The sequence below is a fragment of the Paeniglutamicibacter psychrophenolicus genome (assembly GCF_030812255.1).
Lineage (GTDB): Bacteria > Actinomycetota > Actinomycetes > Actinomycetales > Micrococcaceae > Paeniglutamicibacter > Paeniglutamicibacter psychrophenolicus_A.
Genome location: NZ_JAUSSH010000008.1, coordinates 74,148 through 92,418 on the forward strand (window position 1 = coordinate 74,148; position 18,271 = coordinate 92,418).

The 18,271-nt window shown below is 61.1% G+C and carries 16 protein-coding genes and 1 pseudogene; 9 read left to right on the forward strand and 8 right to left on the reverse strand.

Annotation, left to right across the window (positions count from 1 at the left end):
- Nucleotides 1-29: 29 nt before the first annotated feature.
- The 5 genes from J2T21_RS12470 to J2T21_RS12490 form a co-directional block, all read right to left on the reverse strand.
- Complete coding sequence (locus J2T21_RS12470; protein ID WP_307581680.1) at nucleotides 30-359, reverse strand: hypothetical protein; 330 nt, start codon at nucleotides 357-359, stop codon at nucleotides 30-32.
- On the reverse strand, nucleotides 352-762 hold the full coding sequence (locus J2T21_RS12475; protein WP_307581681.1) for a flagellar export chaperone FliS: 411 nt from the start codon (nucleotides 760-762) through the stop codon (nucleotides 352-354). The genes J2T21_RS12470 and J2T21_RS12475 overlap by 8 nt, the downstream gene beginning before the upstream one ends.
- Before the next feature lie 2 nt (nucleotides 763-764).
- A complete protein-coding gene (gene fliD / locus J2T21_RS12480) occupies nucleotides 765-2,090 on the reverse strand; it encodes a flagellar filament capping protein FliD (protein WP_307581682.1) in 1,326 nt (441 codons plus the stop codon).
- Between the two features lie 161 nt (nucleotides 2,091-2,251).
- Nucleotides 2,252-3,136, reverse strand: coding sequence for a flagellin N-terminal helical domain-containing protein (locus tag J2T21_RS12485; RefSeq protein WP_307581683.1), 885 nt, complete (start codon nucleotides 3,134-3,136; stop codon nucleotides 2,252-2,254).
- 118 nt (nucleotides 3,137-3,254) lie between these two features.
- The gene (locus J2T21_RS12490; RefSeq protein WP_307581684.1) at nucleotides 3,255-4,067 is read right to left on the reverse strand and encodes a sigma-70 family RNA polymerase sigma factor; all 813 of its coding nucleotides are present in this window, start codon (nucleotides 4,065-4,067) and stop codon (nucleotides 3,255-3,257) included.
- Between the two features lie 221 nt (nucleotides 4,068-4,288).
- On the opposite strand from J2T21_RS12490, the gene J2T21_RS12495 reads away from it, so the two are divergent.
- The 5 genes from J2T21_RS12495 to J2T21_RS12515 all read left to right on the forward strand — a co-directional run bounded on the left by J2T21_RS12495 (nucleotide 4,289) and on the right by J2T21_RS12515 (nucleotide 8,734).
- Entirely contained in the window at nucleotides 4,289-4,774 is a 486-nt protein-coding gene (locus J2T21_RS12495) for a flagellar protein FlgN (protein WP_307581685.1), read from the forward strand.
- Nucleotides 4,775-4,783: 9 nt separating this feature from the next.
- On the forward strand, nucleotides 4,784-6,223 hold the full coding sequence (flgK, locus tag J2T21_RS12500) for a flagellar hook-associated protein FlgK (protein ID WP_307581686.1): 1,440 nt from the start codon (nucleotides 4,784-4,786) through the stop codon (nucleotides 6,221-6,223).
- A gap of 16 nt (nucleotides 6,224-6,239) precedes the next feature.
- Nucleotides 6,240-7,124, forward strand: a complete 885-nt coding sequence (gene flgL, locus J2T21_RS12505; RefSeq protein ID WP_307581687.1) for a flagellar hook-associated protein FlgL — start codon at nucleotides 6,240-6,242, stop codon at nucleotides 7,122-7,124.
- A complete protein-coding gene (locus tag J2T21_RS12510; protein WP_307581688.1) occupies nucleotides 7,121-7,495 on the forward strand; it encodes a flagellar assembly protein FliW in 375 nt (124 codons plus the stop codon). Before flgL ends, J2T21_RS12510 begins: the two co-directional genes overlap by 4 nt.
- A gap of 369 nt (nucleotides 7,496-7,864) precedes the next feature.
- Nucleotides 7,865-8,734: a GDSL-type esterase/lipase family protein gene (locus tag J2T21_RS12515; RefSeq protein WP_307581689.1), complete on the forward strand. Its 870-nt coding sequence runs from the start codon at nucleotides 7,865-7,867 to the stop codon at nucleotides 8,732-8,734.
- 185 nt (nucleotides 8,735-8,919) lie between these two features.
- Here J2T21_RS12515 and J2T21_RS12520 read toward each other — a convergent pair whose 3' ends face one another.
- Nucleotides 8,920-10,557: a polysaccharide biosynthesis tyrosine autokinase gene (locus J2T21_RS12520; RefSeq protein ID WP_307581690.1), complete on the reverse strand. Its 1,638-nt coding sequence runs from the start codon at nucleotides 10,555-10,557 to the stop codon at nucleotides 8,920-8,922.
- 242 nt (nucleotides 10,558-10,799) lie between these two features.
- Between J2T21_RS12520 and J2T21_RS12525 the strand changes: the two genes are divergently transcribed.
- Nucleotides 10,800-11,402, forward strand: coding sequence for an arsenate-mycothiol transferase ArsC (locus J2T21_RS12525; RefSeq protein WP_307581691.1), 603 nt, complete (start codon nucleotides 10,800-10,802; stop codon nucleotides 11,400-11,402).
- A 125-nt stretch (nucleotides 11,403-11,527) separates the two neighbouring features.
- On the opposite strand, the gene J2T21_RS12530 is transcribed toward J2T21_RS12525, so the two are convergent.
- Nucleotides 11,528-12,925, reverse strand: coding sequence for an integrase core domain-containing protein (locus J2T21_RS12530; protein WP_444939669.1), 1,398 nt, complete (start codon nucleotides 12,923-12,925; stop codon nucleotides 11,528-11,530).
- Between the two features lie 362 nt (nucleotides 12,926-13,287).
- Between J2T21_RS12530 and J2T21_RS12535 the strand changes: the two genes are divergently transcribed.
- From J2T21_RS12535 to J2T21_RS20880, 3 genes and pseudogenes are all read left to right on the forward strand, one after another.
- A complete protein-coding gene (locus J2T21_RS12535) occupies nucleotides 13,288-14,511 on the forward strand; it encodes an IS110 family transposase (protein WP_307581692.1) in 1,224 nt (407 codons plus the stop codon).
- Between the two features lie 146 nt (nucleotides 14,512-14,657).
- A pseudogene (locus J2T21_RS20875) lies at nucleotides 14,658-15,158 on the forward strand (ISAs1 family transposase); the annotation flags it as partial.
- Nucleotides 15,159-15,336: 178 nt separating this feature from the next.
- The gene (locus J2T21_RS20880) at nucleotides 15,337-15,756 is read left to right on the forward strand and encodes an ISAs1 family transposase (protein ID WP_373457929.1); all 420 of its coding nucleotides are present in this window, start codon (nucleotides 15,337-15,339) and stop codon (nucleotides 15,754-15,756) included.
- A gap of 100 nt (nucleotides 15,757-15,856) precedes the next feature.
- On the opposite strand, the gene J2T21_RS12545 is transcribed toward J2T21_RS20880, so the two are convergent.
- Nucleotides 15,857-16,828, reverse strand: coding sequence for a hypothetical protein (locus tag J2T21_RS12545; RefSeq protein ID WP_307581694.1), 972 nt, complete (start codon nucleotides 16,826-16,828; stop codon nucleotides 15,857-15,859).
- Nucleotides 16,829-18,271 lie beyond the last annotated feature (1,443 nt).

The following is an 18,271-nucleotide window of genomic DNA, read 5'->3' on the forward strand; positions in this document are numbered from 1 at the left end:
AATAGCCACTTGCCGTTAGCTGTTTTGGGTTATCCCACCGAATCCAGGTACACGGATGTCAATCGGTCTTCGCGAGGTACGGATTCGACGGCGCGAAGCTGTCGTGCCGTCTCGTCGCGGCGTTGCCGAATCTCGGGAACCAGCGCTTCCATTGCAGCGTTCAGTGCCGTTGCCCGTGGTGCCAAGGCGGCAGGCAGCTGGCCGATGTTGGCAGGCGGCCGCCACAGCGCACTTCGCATCTCCAGCAGCCGCTCGTCATCGTTTCCGCAGTCCCGCAGCCTGGCAAGATGCTCCTCGAGCTCATCCAGGACACGTACCCAATCACTGGATACGGGCGTCGATTCCAACTGCTCAGCCAATGTGTATGCCGCCGTTGTCGGCGCTGGCCGCGACAGGCGCGGCCGCGGCCGTGTGCCAGGTTTGCCGCAGCGGTTCCATGAGGTCAATCGCCTGCCGGGTCAGTGCCGGGTCTCGTTTGATGTTGGCATCGATCAGCAGTTGGGTCGCGAAGGCGTAGAGGCTGTGCAGGCCCGTGGCACCGGACCAGACGTCGCTGTTCAGGCTGGAGATGAGCTCGGAAATGATGGACTGGGCGTGAACCAGGTTTTCCGACGCCACGGACCAATCTCCGGCAAGCTGCGCCGTTTCGGCACGGTTCAGGTCCACCAGGAGACGGTCGTAGAGCATGGTGAGCAGACGTGCGGGGCTGGCCGAAAGGATGGCCTCGCGGTTGAGTTGCGCGCGTTTCAGTGCCGGATTCATGATCACTTCGATTGGTTGTTGGTCGGGAGCGAGGCCAGTTGAGAGGCGAGGTAGGCCTGTTGGGAATTGAGGTTACTCAGCTCCACCTCAAGGGCGGAGTAGGTCCGCTTGAGCGTTGCTTCCCTGGTGCTAAGCCGCCGGTCCCAATCCTCGATCTGCGAATCCAAACGAGTGACCAGGGATTCCTGGCCCTTGATCCGGGAAGTGATGGCACCGTCATACTTGTCGGACAGGGCCGAGGCGACCGTGGAAATCCGCGAGGAAATGGTTTGCAGCACCGTCTCGACCTTGGCAGGATCCTCTGCCAGGGCCTTCGAGAATTTCTCGGCGTCAAACTCGAGCTTGCCGTCCTTGGTGATCGAAATACCGATGTCCGAGGGAGACTTGGAATCGACGGGCATGATGGCCGCATCCATGATGCGTTGCTTGACGTCACGGGCCGTGCTGTCGCCGGTGAAGATCATGCCCTTGGTGCCACCCCCGGTGCCCGCCGTGACCGACGAGTTCGTGGCAATGAAATTGAAAAGTCCATTGAGGGAATCCACAAGGTCCGAGGCAGTCTTGGACGTAGCCTCTGCATCGCGCTGGACCGAGACGGTGACGGGTTCGGCAGACACCTTTGAAACTGTGACATCGACGCCAGGCAGCAGGGATGTGAAGGTGTTGGTCGCCGAGCTGACGGTCTGCTCGGCCCCGCTACCTGCCCAGAGCATTAGCTCGGCGTCCTGCGCCTCGCGGATTGGTGCGGCCGAAACCCCGGCTCCGGAAATCTCGAATGAGTTCGCGGCACCGGTTTCGCTGGAGGTGAATTGCACCCTGAATTGGTCAATGCCGTCCAGGTCCTTGCCGGCGGAAACCTTTACGGCTTTAACCCCGGTTTCCGAGGCGTTGACTGCTGCGACGATGTCATCCAGGGAATTGGATTGTGCCGTGATATCCGTTGCGGTCCCGTCGGCTGCGGTTATGGTCAAACCGGGTCCGCCCCATTCCGCGGCGGCCTCCGAAACCCACACCTCGCTCGTAGCGAGCTGTTTGACGGTGAGCTCCAGGGACCCGGCTGCGGCTCCGGTGCCGGTGGTGACGGCAAGGCCCTCCGAGCTGCCTGCAGTGCTGAAAAGTTGCAGCGATTCGGGCTTGGAAAGTTTCGTGGTCAGCGTAGCGAGATCAGCGACGCGGGTGTTCAACGCCTGCAAGGCGGACACCATGGTCTGGGTCGCATTGACTTTGTTCTTCAAGAGGTTCTGCGGGATCGCCTCAACCTGCATGAGGGATCTAATTAGCGTGGTGGTGTCCAGCCCGCTGGCGAGTCCATCAAGTGACAGTGCCATGTTGTCTCCGCTTCTACCTCTAGTGTGGATACCGCGAATCTCCCGCGGCGGGTGCCCGACTCAATGAATCGGGCATCGGCCACGGGAGATCGTTGGATTCTTAGCGCGATCCCGAAACTGTTCGAGGTTCGGAACCGCTAGTTGCTAACGGCTTTGGCTGCTTAGCCGAGGAGCTGCAGCACACCCTGGTTGGACTGGTTGGCCTGCGCGAGCATGGCGGTACCGGCCTGGGACAGGATGTTCGAGCGGGTGAAGTTGACCATTTCGGCGGCCATGTCAACGTCGCGGATGCGGGACTCTGCGGCCTGCAGGTTCTCGCGGGAGACGTTGAGGGTGTTGATGGCGGACTCGAAGCGGTTCTGCGAAGCACCCAGTTCTGATCGAGTGGTCGAGATGTTCTTGATGGCAGCGTCAATATCCGTTACTGCCTTTGCAGCCTCCGTGGCGTCAGAGAATTTCACGATCATGTCTGCCTTTGCCGCGGTCGGCGTGGCACCTCCCACGGAGTAATCCAGGTCCACGACCCCGGTGAGAGCCGTCTTCAAATCGGCGACCTTGACTGTGATCTGCGATGAGGCATCTCCGTTGGCTCCCACCTGGAAGCTCATGGGATCGGAGGTGGGAGTGCCCTGCAGGAGCTTGATGCCGTTGAAGTTCGTCGATTCAGTAATGCGGCCCAGCTCTGCGCTGAGGGCCTTGGCTTCCGTATCGATCGCCGTGCGTGAATCATCGCTGTTCGAGTCATTGCCTGCCTGAACAGCTAGGTCACGCATGCGCTGCAGGATCGAGTGGACTTCGTTCAGTGCGCCTTCGGCGGTCTGGACAACCGAGATGCCATCCTGGGCGTTGCGAGTCGCAACTGTCATGCCGTTGACTTGCGAGCGCAGGCCCTCGGAGATGGACAGGCCAGCCGCGTCATCGGCTGCACGGTTGATGCGCAGACCGGAGGAGAGCTTCTCCAGCGACTTGGAGAGGTCGTTCTGCGTGTTGGAAAGGTTGCGGTGAGCGTTAAGCGCCGCGAGGTTGGTGTTGACTGCCATACCCATGATGAATTCCTCCGTGAATCGGGTGTACCTACTAAAGGTCCGTCCGTGGACCTCAATCACCGACTATCGACCATCACCCAAGGTCCGTTAGCAGTCACCGAAAATAAGTGCCGGGACGCTACGCAGATGGCCAGGCCGGCTGTCCGGCCAACCGGACGATGCCCCCGGCAACGCGCTCCCCGAAGCCTTTCAGGTACTGCTCGCGCCGCTGCGTGGCCGCCTTGGTGAGACTAGATTCGGGCAAAGGCGCAAGGTCCGGGACGTAGCGCGTTTGCAAACCTTCATGGAGCAGCCTCATGGCAGTGGTTCGCCGTTGGGACACCGCCGAGTGGGTGACCCCCATTTCGGCTGCGAGTTCCTTCACGGTGGAGCCCCCGAAGTAGATGCGTTCGATGACCACGCGCAGGTTCTCCGGCAGCGCCGCGACGGCGTCGCGGATGACCTTGGTGCGTTCCACTTCGAGCAATGACTCTTCCGGTGTCTCGATGCCGGAAGCGAGGTAGTCGTTCATGGTGTCATCGATCGCCACCACAGTGCGTGCCGAGTCGCTCAAGATCGCCAAGGTAGCCGTCTGGTCAAGGCCCAGTGCTTCGGACAGCTCGGACACCGTGGGGGTTCGCCCCAACGCGGCCGTCAGAGAGTCTTGGACGCTGCGTGTTTCGGTAATCTTTTTGCGTGCGCCGCGCGTCGCCCAATCGTTCGAGCGCATGTCATCGGCGAAGGCGCCCAAGATGCGCCGCCGGGCGTAGGCCCCGAACGGAACTCCGAGGGTGTCGTCAAAGGAATCCGCCGCGGTGATCAGGGCAATAGCCCCCACCGACGCCAAATCTTCACGCGAGAGATGCGTCGCCTTCGCGCATAGTTCCGCCGCGAGGTAACCTACCAGTGGAAGGTTTTCCAATACCATCTGGTTGCGTACTTGTCGCTCCAACCGGATCGTCCTTGTCCATTTGAGTGATCAAAAGTCCAGAAGCTATCGCCTCTGGCCAACTAGCCATTTTCCCCAAATGCGTATTTCCCCAAGAACAGATGTTAGCCGCATTTCGGCCTAAATGGCTCGTTGGTTAACTAACGTTCACTTTGTGTCGGCCGATAGACTCCTATGACTGGGGAAATTATTGGGGGCACAACAGTTTTGGAGAGATAAAAATCATGGGTACCAATGAGCTTTCGGCCCTGTTGTGGAAAGAACGGGAACTACTTGAGCTGCTGCACTTCAAGTTGGAGGAACAGCATCTTTTGCTCGTTGCCGGCAAGTCCCAATGGATTCAGTTGGCCACACGCGAGATCGAGAACGTCTTGGAGAAGGTCAACGCGGCGGGCCTGAACCGTGCGGTCGAGGCGGCAAGGGTTGCCTTGTCCTGGGGACTTGACGCAGCAGCGCCCCTGTCAGAGATCATCGAAGCCGCGCCCGAGGGCCCGTGGAATGAAATCCTGGGCGCACATCTGGCGGCACTTCGACATACCGGCGCCGAGATCGGCCAGCTAAAAGATGCCAACGAACAATACCTGCGGGCCGCCCACCGCTCCACCCAAGAAACCCTGGCAAACCTGGGTGACGACCCCTCGCTGTATGGTCCGGCCGGAGCATCTGCATCGCGCAGCGCCGGCGCCCACATCATTGACACCAACCTTTAAGGAACCGACGTGAGTACATTCAGTGGCCTGAACACGGCCATGTCCGGCCTGAATGCCGCGCGACTGGCCATGGAGACGGCCGGAAACAACCTTGCCAACGTCGGCACCCCCGGCTACACCCGGCAGCGCGCAGAGTTCGCCTCGGTTGGTCCCGTGTCTTCGACCGGCCTGCTCGCCTCCCGTCCCGGCGTTGGCCAGGGAGTGGTGCTCACCGGCATCGCCCGGCTGGCGGATGCCCACCTCGATGCGCGCGTCCGCGGAACCCTGGCCCTTGCTGCGCAGTCAGACACCCGCGCCGAAGCCCTGTCAAACCTCGAGGGAGTCCTGCGGGAACCGGGCGAGAACGGGCTCTCTGCCTTGCTCAACAACTTCTGGGCCGGGTGGGAAGACGTGGCCAACCAGCCCGGCGAGAATGCCCCCGCTGCCGTCCTGCTGAAAAGCGCCAAGGCCGTGGTGAACCGCATCGCCCAGTCCCGTACGGAGATCTCGGACCAGTGGGCCACCCAACGCCAATCCCTGGACACCATGGTCACCGATGTCAACGCCGCGGCCGGTGCGGTGGCCGGGCTCAACGCCCAGATCCGCTCCTCGATCGCAGCCGGCGGTGCTCCCAATGCCCTGCTGGACCAGCGCGCCCAGTTGACGCAGAGCATCGCCGAACTCTCCGGAGCCACCATCCGGGAATTGCCCGACGGCACCGTGGATGTGCTGATTGACGGCAATGCGCTGGTCACCGGATCAACCGCCCGCCCGCTCCAAGTCACGGGTTCCCCCACCATGGACGGCTCCGAGGCACCGGCCGTGCAGTGGGCCCACCGCCCAGGCGCCGTCGCGCTGCAGGGTGGCCGCCTGGCAGGTGCGGTTTCCCTTCTCGCGCCGGCCGCCGACGACGACACAGGCACCGGCGGGTCCTTGGCCGAAGCCGCGAAGTCACTGGACAAGATCGCCTTGGAGCTGGCCGGCAGCGTTAATGAAGTGCATCGCAACGGCAAGACCGTGACGGGCGAGACCGGCATGGATTTCTTTGAGATCAACGAGAACGATCCGGCACTCTCTCTGAGGGTGCTGGCGACCGGAGCCATGGATTTGGCCACTCGATCCGTGAATTCGACCCCCGACGGCATGGACGGCGGCGAACTGGACGGTTCCAACGCCACGAAAATGTCGCAGCTGGGCACCTCCGCGGACGGACCGGATGCCCTGTGGTCCAGCATGGTCATCCAGATCGGCACCGCCACCAAGACAGAGGCCCAGCAGTCGGTATCGACCGCCGTCGCCGCCGCCAGCGCCGCGAGCGCGCAACTGTCGGTCTCGGCGGTGTCCCTCGACGAGGAAAACGTTGCCCTCATTGCCAACCAGCACGCCTTCCAGGGCGCGGCACGGGTTATGACGGCCATCGATGAAATGCTCGACACCCTGATCAACCGCACCGGACTAGTCGGACGCTAGGCAAGGAAACAGGCTCATGACTCGAATCACCACCGCATCGCTCAGCCTCAACACCGAGCGCAACCTGCAGGCCGCCATGACGCGGCTGGCCAGCATCCAGAACAAGGCCGGTACGCAACAGGAAATCGGCCGGCCCAGCGACGACCCGGCCGGTACCGCCAACGCCATGGCAGTGCGCGCGGAGCAGCGCCAAAACGAACAGTTCTCCCGCAACGTACAGGACGCCAACGGCTGGCTCTCCACCACCGACAACGCGCTGACCACGGCGACAGATTTGCTGCAACAGGCGCGAGACCTCGCGGTCAAGGGAGCCAACGACGGTGCCCTGACCCCCCAGGCCAAGGAAGCCCTTGCCCTGGAACTCGACCAGCTGCACGACGCCCTGCTCAGCACTGCCAACACCAAATTCATGGGGCGCCACGTTTTTGCAGGAACCTCAAATGGTTCCACGGCGGTGGATACGGAGAATGGCGCCTACGCGTTCTCCGGAACCAGCGGCGTGGAACGCCGCATCGGCCAGAACTCGACGGTTCGGGTCGATGCGAATGGCGCAGACGTATTCGGCCAGGGCGCCACCAGCGTTTTTCAACTCGTGAAGGATATTGCCATGAACCTCCGTGACGGGACAAACATTTCCTCGCGGATCGGCGACATCGATGAACGTCTGCAAGACGTGCTCGGTGCCCAGGCCGCCATCGGCGCCAGCCATGCGTCGGTGCTTGCCGCCGATGGAGCGCTGCTCTCGGACGCCGTTTCCCTCGAAGCCCGCCGCAGCGGCATCGAGGACATTGATCTGGGTTCGGTCATCCTGGAGCTCAAGACCCAGGAGGTCGCCTACCAGGCGGCCCTGTCCGCCGCCGCCCGCACCCTGCAGCCCTCGCTGATGGACTTCCTGCGATGAGCCGGGTACTGGTTCCCGCCACTCCCCTGCCGGGATTCCCCGAGGCCACCACGCTGTCCCTCGAGCCCGTCGAGGGTGCGATGGGTCTCTACTCCTTGGCTTCCCCCCAAGCCGCAGGGCTGCGCCTCTACGTACTGGATGCGGGATTGCACCTGGCCGACTACAAGCCGGTGTTCACCAACGAACAAATGGCGCTGCTCGGTGACCCGGAGCCCGCGTCGCGGGGCGTCCTGGTCATTGTGAACACCTCCGACAGCCAAGCGAGCGTCAACCTGCTCGCCCCGCTGGTGTTCAACTCCGACACCGGCACGTGCGCCCAGATCATCCTCGAGGGCCAGGACTGGCCCATCCGCTCGGCCCTGCCGCTCTGATTCCATGGCCTGAGTGCCTCCCCGCAGTGCCGGAGCCGCTCCGGCCGGCCTGGCACCAGCAGCGGCAGCACGCTGCTCCCCGGCACCGCAGCTCAGTGACGTGCCACATTTCCCCCATCCCAAACCTGTCTTATGGCCAGGGTGCGCCCTAGGATTGGCAATACGTGCGGGCCGAGAGCCTCGGTCCCGCACTCTGGCACACCGGCAGAGCCTCGCGCCCGGCCGGACGGTGGTTCGCTTCCTTGGGGATTCGAACCACGGGGCACCTTCTGGCAACGGCCCGGCGCCCCACACGGCCACCCGACCTTTCGGGAAACCGGCGGCGCGTCACCGACGCCCCGCCATGTTGAAAGCAGGGGGAACTTTCCCATGGCTCGCATCGCACCACCTCGTCTTTTCGCCCTCCTCGCCGCCGGCATTGCCGCATTCGCACTGACCCTCACCGGGATGGGCCCGGCCAGCGCGCTGGCCCCGCCGACGGAAACCAGCACCTCGGGGACAGTGAACTACGTCAACCTCGGCGACTCGTACTCCGCCGGATTCGGTTCCGGGGCCCTGGTGCCCGGCCCGTTCCCGGGTTGTTTCCAAGGCAACGGACCAACACACGTCACCAAGATCGCGGCCATGGACAACATGAACCTGACCATGGACGCGGCCTGTGCCGGCATGACCACCACCCAGATCGCCGCAGTGATCCCCGCGATCGCGCCATACCTATCCACCGCCGACCTGACTACCCTCACGCTCGGTGGCAATAACCTCGGCTTCGGCCAGATCGTCTTTGCCTGCAGCACCATGGGCTCCGATGCCGCCTGCGAAAACGCGTTGGAGGTCGCCACGGCGATACTCCCGGCCGTTACCTCCTCGGCCCACAAGACCCTGCAGCTGCTGGACGCCGCAACGCCCGGCGAGATCCTGGTACTGGGCTACCCAAGGCTGTTCACCACCTCCAACGGCGACCAGCCGCTTGTCACCGCACGCAATGCCCGGGAGATGAACAAGGTGGGGGATGCGCTTGACCGCGCCATCCGCTCGGCCGTCAAGGGAACCAGCGCCACGTTCGTTCCGGTCCTCGGGCCATTCAACGACCATGGAGTGGGAGCTACCGACACCTGGATGTACTTCAACCTGGCCAACCCCGCGGACCCGTTCAACCTGCACCCCACCACCACCGGCTACCTCAATGGTTACTACCCGGCGGTGAGCAACCGCATCCATATGAACCAGTTGGTGCGCTGATCGACGACCGTGCCCGTCGCATGGCGGATCCAGTCGAGCTCCGGGTCCAGGTCTTGGGAATCCGGATTCACCTACGAAGAACTTCACGTAGGTGACTTGGCTCAGCCAAGTCTCTTTGAAGAAGCAGAAAACCACCCGTACCGGCCGCATGCGACCGGTACGGGTGGTTTTTGAGCTGCGATCAGCTACTGCCTCAGGTGGCGCATCCCTGCTCGCGTGGTCAAGACATCGTCAAATTCAGCATCCACGGGAATCTGGGTGGTGTCCGCACCCGCTTCGTGCCCGTAGTCATAGTCCATGCGCTGTTCCGTTGCACGGCGCATCGGCGCCACCACCGGAACAGCATTCTTCAGGCGACGGCTCAGCTTGGCCTTCTTCGCCTTGCCCTTTTCTGGCACCTCGGAAGCGTAGTAGTACTGTCCGTAGTAGCCGTAGTTCGCGGCGCCGGCACCCTTGGTTGGAACCTGATTCAGGACGAAGCCCAGCACGTTGGCACCAACCTTGTGCAAGTTGCCCAACGACTTGGCAACCTCATCCGTGGACGTCGAGTCCGCCTTCACCGCAACCAGTACACCGTCAACGAAGTTGCTCAACACAGCGGCATCGGTGACCGGAAGAAGCGGTGGTGCATCGATGAGAACCAGTGCATCGCGGCTCATATCCTCGAGCAAGGAAAGCATTGCCTGGGATCCCAAGAGTTCCGACGGGTTCGGCGGGATCCGGCCGGCCGCGAGAATCGACAACGTTGGAATGGGTCCGTAGGGCTGCAGGACGTCGTCCAGCGTCGCCTGGTGGCTGAGCACATCGGTGAGTCCGGCGCCACCGGGAAGGCCAAAGACGTCGGTCACCACCGGGCGGCGCAAGTCTGCATCAATAAGAATTGTTGGTCGGCCGGTGGATGCAATGGCGATGGCAAGGTTTGCAGCGACGGAAGACTTTCCTTCGCCTGGGACCGAGGAAGTGACGAGAATCACCCGTGCCGGCTTGTCGACATCAACATAAGTGAGGTTGGTACGCAGCTCGCGCAATGCCTCTGCATAAGGGTGCGAGGCACGGTCGTCGTGGTCCAGGGCACCGGTTTCAACCGCCGAACGGTTGTTCACCAGTCGCGGGTCCAACGGGATGGTACCGATCACCGAGGTGCCCAGCTTCTCAAGATCCTCCACGGAGCGAACTCGACGGTCCAAGTGCTGCCGAAGCAATGCGTACCCAATTCCCAGGGCGAGGCCAAGCACGCCACCAAGCGCGATGGCGAGCTTTGTGTTTGGCGATACTGGGGACGTCGGAACCTCGGCATCCACCAGCGGAACCAGGCGAACGATCGAATCGTCCTTCGATGCCCCCTTGGCAAAGCCGGATTCAATTTCCGTGACCTGTTCCGCCAGGGCATCCACCCAGGCATTCGCGGTCTTCTGCGCCAGAACGGGATCGGCATTGGTGATGCTCAAACGCACCTCGGCCGTGCCAGTAGGTAGCTCGACTTCAAGCTGTTCGAGAAGCTGCTCGGGGCTTACCTCGAGTTTCAGATCATTCCGTACTCGTTCGGCGACAGCACGAGTGGCCGCAATGCTCTTGTAACTAATGGCACGCGACTTGGCCAGGCTGTCACCAGAAAGTGCCAATGCGGCGGTATCCGCACCACTGGCGATGACAAGTCCGGAAGCCGACGCTGCGTAAAGTGATTGCTGCGTGAGCGTCCAGCCGAATGCGCAGATGACGGCGACTAAGACAACGCTGCAGATGCTCCGCCAAAATGTGCGCAGCACTCGCAGGTATTGCCTTAAATCCGGGCCGTCCGCCACGTTTTCTTCAAGTTGTTCCACTGATAGTGCTCCCGGTAAATTTACGCGCGTTCGAAAGGCCTGAAGGGGGTTTACCTCAATCTTAGCTGGAATTGATGCACACTCTGGACATTCGGTCCCTGACTGCGCAAGATGCACATTACATGAGGTAGCTGAGGTTACAGCCCGCACGATTTCAAGACCGGAACACCCAAGTAATTTTGTGGCGACGGCTCTCCCGTTGAATTCGATGGAAGACACACCGGATTGACTATGATCAAGTCATGATCAGGATCCTCACAGTCTGCACCGGCAACATTTGCCGTTCTCCTTTTGCCGAGCTGTTTCTTCAAAGCGAGCTGGACCGCCTCTCCCCCGGATCATTCATGATTCGCAGCGCTGGATCCCACGCGTTGGTCGGACATCAAATGGATGAGCGTTCCTCGATGAAGCTCCACGAAGTCGGTGTGGCCAGCGATGGATTCATAGCGAGGCAGCTTAACGAAGGCAACGCCAGCGGCAACGACCTAATACTTGCCTTGACCGACGAGCATCGAAGCAGCATTGTGGCAATGAGTCCAAGGCTGCTCAAGCGCACATATACCGTTCGAGAATTTGCTGCCGTGCTTGAAGAGTTGGCGGCCATGCCGGACGGAACGTTACCTAGGGGAAGCGATACGACGACTGTGGAGACACGTTGGGCGGCTTTGCTCAAGGCAGCTCCACTAGCGCGGCCCTCGGCGCGCAGTAAGTTGGCAGGAAATCTGGATGTCGTTGATCCCTATCGTCAAAGCGATTCGGTGTACGACCAGATGGTCGAAGACTTGCTCCCTGCGTTGAAAACAATCGTTGAATTTGAACTCATTCACGCAGCCGAGCAGGGCTGATGCAAAGTCGTGAATGACTGCCCACGAACTATTCTCCCGACTCGGCCGGTCGGTGCTTTTAATGACGAATGTGATGTCTCGGCACATCGGTGACAGTTCTCAGGACATTGGTGACACTCGATGTCTCAGGACATCAGTGACAATTGCCTTGAAGACCGCTCCTTGCGGAAGCGCGTGAGCGACCTGCTGATCCCGACGTATCCCGTCCCTTCCGGCGGCCAGGCGAATTCGGCGATGACTTCCCCTTCGGTATTGGCAAATACGACGCCGTCGGTGTCCCAGGCAGCGATGACGATGCGTCCGGCCATTCGTTTCGTCAGGGAGAACAGGGTCTTGCGGATCTTGACGACGCCGTTGGAATAGACCTGCAGCTTCTGGATGCCGGTATCTGCCGGGTGGGCGATGGTGCCGCTGATTCTGCCGAATACGCTGGTCTCGAGTGCGGCTTCCGGTTCCGGGCCGACGGCATCGTGGCCCGGTGTTTCTGTCTCTGTCTCGGTTTCGGCCACGGGTTCGGGAACGCCCACCACCAATGGTGCGTGTTCGTTGATGCCAGGGAGAACCGGAATGGGGCTTGGCCTGGGTTCTTCGGCAACGGCCGTCGCGTCCCACGACTGCTGCGGGGTGATGCGTCCGGGCAGTCCCTGGTGGGGACGTTCGGTGTTGTAGATGTGGTCGAATTGGTCAACCTGGGCTTGGAGCTCCGCATGGGAATGGGCCATGGGCTGCTTGTCCAGCCAGCGAAACAGGGTCTGGTGAAACCGCTCATTTTTGCCTTGGGTCGTCGGCTTGTATGGCTTGCCGGTGATCGCCTTGACCCCGAGGGAGGTCACGTAGGCGACCAGTTGCCCTTCGACGCCGCGCCGTGAGGGGTTGAGCGCCGCACCGTTGTCGGTGAGCATCCGCTGTGGCACCCCGCGGGCGGCGATGCCCTTCTTGACGACGGCTATGGCGGCCTCGCTGGTTTCCCCGCCCGCCACGTGGGTGGCGACCGCGAGGCGAGAGTGGTCGTCCTGCAGCTGGAAGATCACGCACTTGCGACCGCCGGCGAGCACGTACTCGGTGGCGTCCAGCTGCCAGCAGGCGTTCGGGGCGGGGTAGACGAACCTGCGGTACGAGGCCCGGGGTTTCTTGTTTGGTTCGGACCGGGCCACGTTCTTCTCGCGGAAGATCCGTGCCAGGGAGGCCACGGAGGGTGCCCGCATCCCCAGGGACAGCATCTTGTCGTGCACGCTGATTGGTCCGTGGTCCAGCCCGGAGGACTCCAGGGCGGCCCTCACCTGCAGCGCTTCCTGCTTGAGTTCCTCGGTGAGTTTCCTCGGCGAGGTCTTCGGCCGGCGTGAACGTGGTTCCAGGGCCGCGGCCTGGCCCTCGTCGCGTGCCCTGGCCCGGATCGCGTAGAACGTCTTGCGGGTGATCTCGTGTTCGTCACAAAACGTGGTGACGGAGCCGCGTGGTGCGTCATCGGGCCACTGGGCGATGGCAAGGCGGATACGGGCGTCGACAGGCTCATTCTTATTCACCAGTCATTCTTCATGCCCTGCACCCTGGCGGTCAAAGCCGTGTTAACCCTCGGGAAGTGTCACCACCAAAACCGCCTGAAGTGTCACCGATGTGTTGAGGCAGAACTGTCACCGATCTCCTGCGACGGCGATGATGGTAGTAGGCCATCAGCCCGGCGTGACCCTTCCTGCGACTGACACCTCCAGAGGTTGTCCTGATAATGATCAGTCCGCCGGCTGGTGGCCAGCACCAAACGTGTTGCCCAGCCGGACATGACTTAATAGGAGCCTGATCCAGAGGTCCCATCGCCGTCTTGTCTGCCCGACCGGTCAACACGAGCCCACCCTGTTGCTTTATCAGTTTCAGAGGAGCTCCATCCATCATGACAAACGCGCAGTTCAAAGTCATCGCCGGCATCGATACTCATGCCGACACCCACCATGTTGCCCTCGTCACCGATTACGGGAAACGGCTCGGAGACCGCAAGTTCCTGGCCGTCGGATCCGGGTATCAGGAGATCGCCGCCTACCTGACCAGTTTCGGTCCCGTGACCGCCGTCGGCGTCGAGGGAACCGGCTCCTACGGAGCCGAACTGACACGCGTCCTGACCGGCCGCGGTTTCACTGTCAGGGAAGTGAACCGGCCCAACCGTGCCGAGCGTCGCTTGCACGGAAAGTCAGATCCCTTGGACGCCTACCAAGCTGCAGAATCCGTGCTGGCGGAGCGCGGCACTTCCACGCCCAAGACACGTGACGGACACGTCGAGGCGCTGCGCGTGTTGCGCACTGCCCGCACCAGTGCCATGAAGGCCCGCACCGCCTTGCTGAACCAGATCAGCGGAGTCCTCACTTCCGCAGCGGAGGAGGTCAGGGCCAAATACCGGGGCATGAGCAGCGTGGCACGGGCCAAGGCCATGGCCACAAGCCGGCCTGGCGGGGACGCCGCGGACCCGGTCGTGGCGACCCTGGTGACGCTCAAGCGGTTGGGGACCCGGCACCGGTTTCTCAGCGAGGAAATCGCCGAGACGGATGCCGAGTTGGCTGCCATCGTTTCTTCCCGTGCCCCGGAGCTTCTGGAGGTCAACGGCGTGGGTACCGTGGTCGCTTCCCAACTGTTGGTGACGTTCGGGGACAACCCCGAACGCATGGGCAGCGAGGCCGCATTCGCTGCGCTGGCTGGCGTCGCGCCGGTCCCGGCCTCCTCCGGGAAAACGAACCGCCACAGGCTCTCCCGCGGCGGTGACAGGCAAGCGAATGCATCGCTTTACCGCATCGTGTTGGTGCGCATGGCCAAGGATGCAAGGACGCGCGAATACGTGGCCAAGCGCACCGAGGACGGCATGGGCAAGAAGGAAATTATTCGCTGCCTCAAACGCTATGTTGCCCGGGAAATCTTCCGTGTCATGAAGAACCCCAGGCCTGCGCCGTTGGTCAATGACCTGCGTCCGCTGCGTCTGGGGCTGGGCCTCACCCAGGTGGTGGCAGCGAACGCCTTGGGTTGCTGGACCAGCACTATTTCAAGGATCGAGCGAGGCGAATGCCGTGACCACGAGGCGATTGAACGTTATCGATCGTGGCTGGAAAAACAGGGCTCTGAAAGCAGTTGACAACAATAGGAGCCTCATCACAACTCCTGTTAAAACTGGTGATTGTCTAAGATCCTCGTTCCAACCGGAGTTCTTCCATGCCATCTTCCCCCATCAGCATCCTCCATGGCCAACTGGACGACATCCCCGAAAACCTCATCAGCTTCATGACTCCCGAATCGATCTTCCAGGCACTCGCCTCGTTCCCCGACCACCGCAAACCTCGCGGCATCCGCCACCAGCTGGGCTGGATCCTGGCCGTTGCCCTCTGCGCGGTGCTGTCCGGCGCCAAGCCCTTCACCGCCATCGCCGACTGGTCAACCTACGCCGCCTCCACCTCGCTGCGCACCACCGGATTCGCGGCACCGCACGTCACCACCTTCCAACGCGTCCTGGCCCGATTGGATGCAGAGGCCTTCGACCAAGCCATGGGCGCGTGGGTGCAAACCCAAGTCGAGGCGCGGATCATCGCCATCCGCGTCTTGGAAGTACGCGGAGCCAAAAACGGTGGCGCGGATCGCGTGCACCTCATGGCAGCGCTGGACCACGACACCGGCACCGTCCTCGGACAGGTCGACGTCGGAGTCAAGACCAACGAGATCACCCGGCTCGACTCGCTCTTGGAAACCCTCGGTGACCTGGACGGCAGGATCATTACCATCGATGCCCTGCACACTATGGGTCGCCATGTGCGAGTTCCTGCATGCCCGTGGCGCCCATTTCCTGATGAGGATGAAAGGCAACCAACCCAAGCTGCTCAAACAACTCAAGGCCCTGCCATAGAAGGAAGTCCCGTGGGGGAACCAGCAACAAGACACCGGGCACGGGCGCAGGAGCATCCGCAAGATCAAGGTCGCCACGCTCACTGGCGGCATCAAGTTCCCGCACGCGTTGCAGGCAGCGCAACTGGCCCGAAAGACACGGCCACTGAAGGGGAAGAAGTGGTCCATCGAGGTCGTGTATCTCATCACTTCGTTGCCGGCCCACCAGGCAAGCCCGCGGCAGCTGAACACCTGGATCCGGGGCCACTGGAAAATAGAGAATTCCCTCCATTGGTGCCGGGACGTGACGTACCAGGAGGACGCGAGCCAGACCCGGACGGGTGTCGCGCCGCGGGTGATGGCGAGCCTGCGAAACCTGGTCCTCAGCCTGCGTCGGCTCAACCACAGCACCAACATCGCCAAGGCCAGCCGCTACATGGCCAAACACCCCGCACGCCCGCTGGAACGCATCGGGTTCACGACCCGGTCAGCGACTTTGCATTAGCCCTGCGCAGCCGAGCAGTAATCTGTCGATTTCTCTAGGCACAGTCCAGGGCATTGAACCCTTAGCAAAGCCGGAAGAACTTGGCTCGTATGTTTGTCAATTACTTTCTCGGACCTGTTTTTCGATCCAGCTGACGATTTACCTGAGTTTCGCTTTGGAGTCGTTCCTTCGGGCAATTACTCAGATATTGGTTTGTTCTCGCTGCCGTCAAGATTGCAAGGACAACTGGAATCATAATGTACGGACTGTTGAATCCGCTTACAGAGAACCCATTGGAAATAGCGATGAGCACCAATGCAATCGCCCCCGTGCGTTGGACACGTGATTTTCTAAGCGCGAACCAAACAACCCAAATAACAAGCAGAAAACCGAAGATCCCTGCGTCGAAGATTACGCGCAGCGTAAAGGCATGGAAGATGACCGAGTAACAACTACCATCGCCAGTCGTTGAGAACAGTGCTTGGTAAAAGGACAGGCGATCACAGCCCTCGCGACTAACGGGAGAAATCGGCACAGTTCCGAACAGCCATTCGATACTGGTCCATTTTTGGGTCTCACTGAGGAAAACATCGAAAAAATTCAGCCGATCGATCTGCCCGCCTTCTGGGTTCCTTGAAGCGAATATCTGGAGAGGGATCAACACCAACAACGGGATCAAACAAGCGAGCAAGTACTTGACAAGAAGACTTGCCTTTTGAGCCTGTGAAATGGCGAACAAGCAGAGAATGAGGAACGCGACTGCGCCGCTACGTGAACCTGACAAAAGTGTCAAGGTTCCTAGGGTGAAGATAATCAGAAACTTATGTCTGATATGGCGATACAGCGCCACTACCAGTCCGGAGAAAAGTGCTAACTCAAAATTGTTCTCGGTGAGCAGTCCGGGCCGCTCGTTTGGTCCCAAAACTGCCGAAGTTAGTATGGATTTGAGCGTAGCCATCCCAATGAGGAGCCACGTGACGATAACTAAAGGACGAACAGGGCCCCACTTTTTCCGAATCGCGAACGCTAAGACCATCAGGTAGAACATCCACCGATAGGCCTGCAAAAAGTCTTCCAATGGGGAATTTGTCACGAATGCAGGTACCACTCGAGTTACTAGGTATCCCGCTAGGAAGAACAATAGTCCGGGTGCAGCGATTCGGCCCCGGCTTATCATGATCAATACGAAAAGGATGAGCCACGCATCGAAAAGTGACGTCATTGGAAGGACGCCAAACTCACCTAGCCGAGGAACACTGAGGATTCCTGCCACGAGTAGCATCACATAGAGCGCACTGCGGAGGACCTGAGGGACAGCCCCACTGTCATGTATTCGTCGAGACAAGTCCGTCATATTGATACCCCCCTGTCGGGCCTGCTGAAGTGCTCCAAAAGCGTAAAGTCCACAACGCCAATTTGAGTGCTGCTGAGTTGAGTGGAGAGTTCACTCAATCCTAACTTTCGAAATTGCATAAGAACCCATCGACGTATTAACATCCTGTCTTTTGTCTACCCCTACCCTGAAAACCAACGTATCCAGTCTACCGGCACCTGAAATATGTTCGGAGTGTCCTCGGTTGATTGCAAGACGCATCACTGAGTTGATATGGGCTTTGGCGCTCCTTGGCGGCATGGGACCTAATCCCCGGCGACTCTAACTGACTAAATTTACGGCCACCGTCTCGATCGGACCATGAATGCATATTCGACGCTTTGAGGACCACCATTATTGCCGTTGGGGGCCACTGATATTGACGTTGGGACCAGTACCTCCCCGCGTGGGAGCCACAGGCCCCCAGCGGGTTCCACCTGGTTCTGGACGGCGCCGACCTTCTCGCGTCACATGTGCCTTCCCGCTCCGGGCAGGATGGCGTGGTGGACGTCCCGGTCCATGACCATCCTCTGCGTTGACGCCGGAGCCGGGCCGCCGGTGCCGGCCCTTCTGCAGACACCGCGTGCAGGACACGCAGGGCCGGTGTTAGCGGCCATGAAGAAATGCCCACTGGTGGCCATTCGCCCATGGCCGTATGCGGGCTCTGCCGTGGCCGTCTGCGGGCATCCACTTCGCAGCTGCAGGGCGGGCAAGCGCCCGGACAAGGCATTCCCTGCCCGGAAGGGAATCGCCATCACCGAATACGTGGACGGTGATGCGAGGCGCGGCGGAGCACGGGTCCACCATCGCCGGGATTCGTTGCCATGCCGGGGAACGGCAGGTGTTGCGGGGCGTCCCGGCATCGTCGATCCAGGATTGGCCCACCGTACGACATGGTGTGCCGACAGGTCTGCGAGCCGAGTGGAGCAAAATCGCCGAGAACCCTGGATTGGTGCTTTTTGTTTGGCCGACGGCGGGCAGCCCTCATGGGCATTCCGCGCTGATCCAATGGTTTCTTGCTGGCCGCCAGTGGGCACTTTTCCCAGGCCGCCAACAGGCCGGGCCGCATGTGTGTGTGAGCGCTAAACTTCAGGCCGTTTCATCCATGGAGACGGGCCAAGTTGACAGTGCCAAATAGCCTCAGGAGGTAGTGATGTTCCGGCT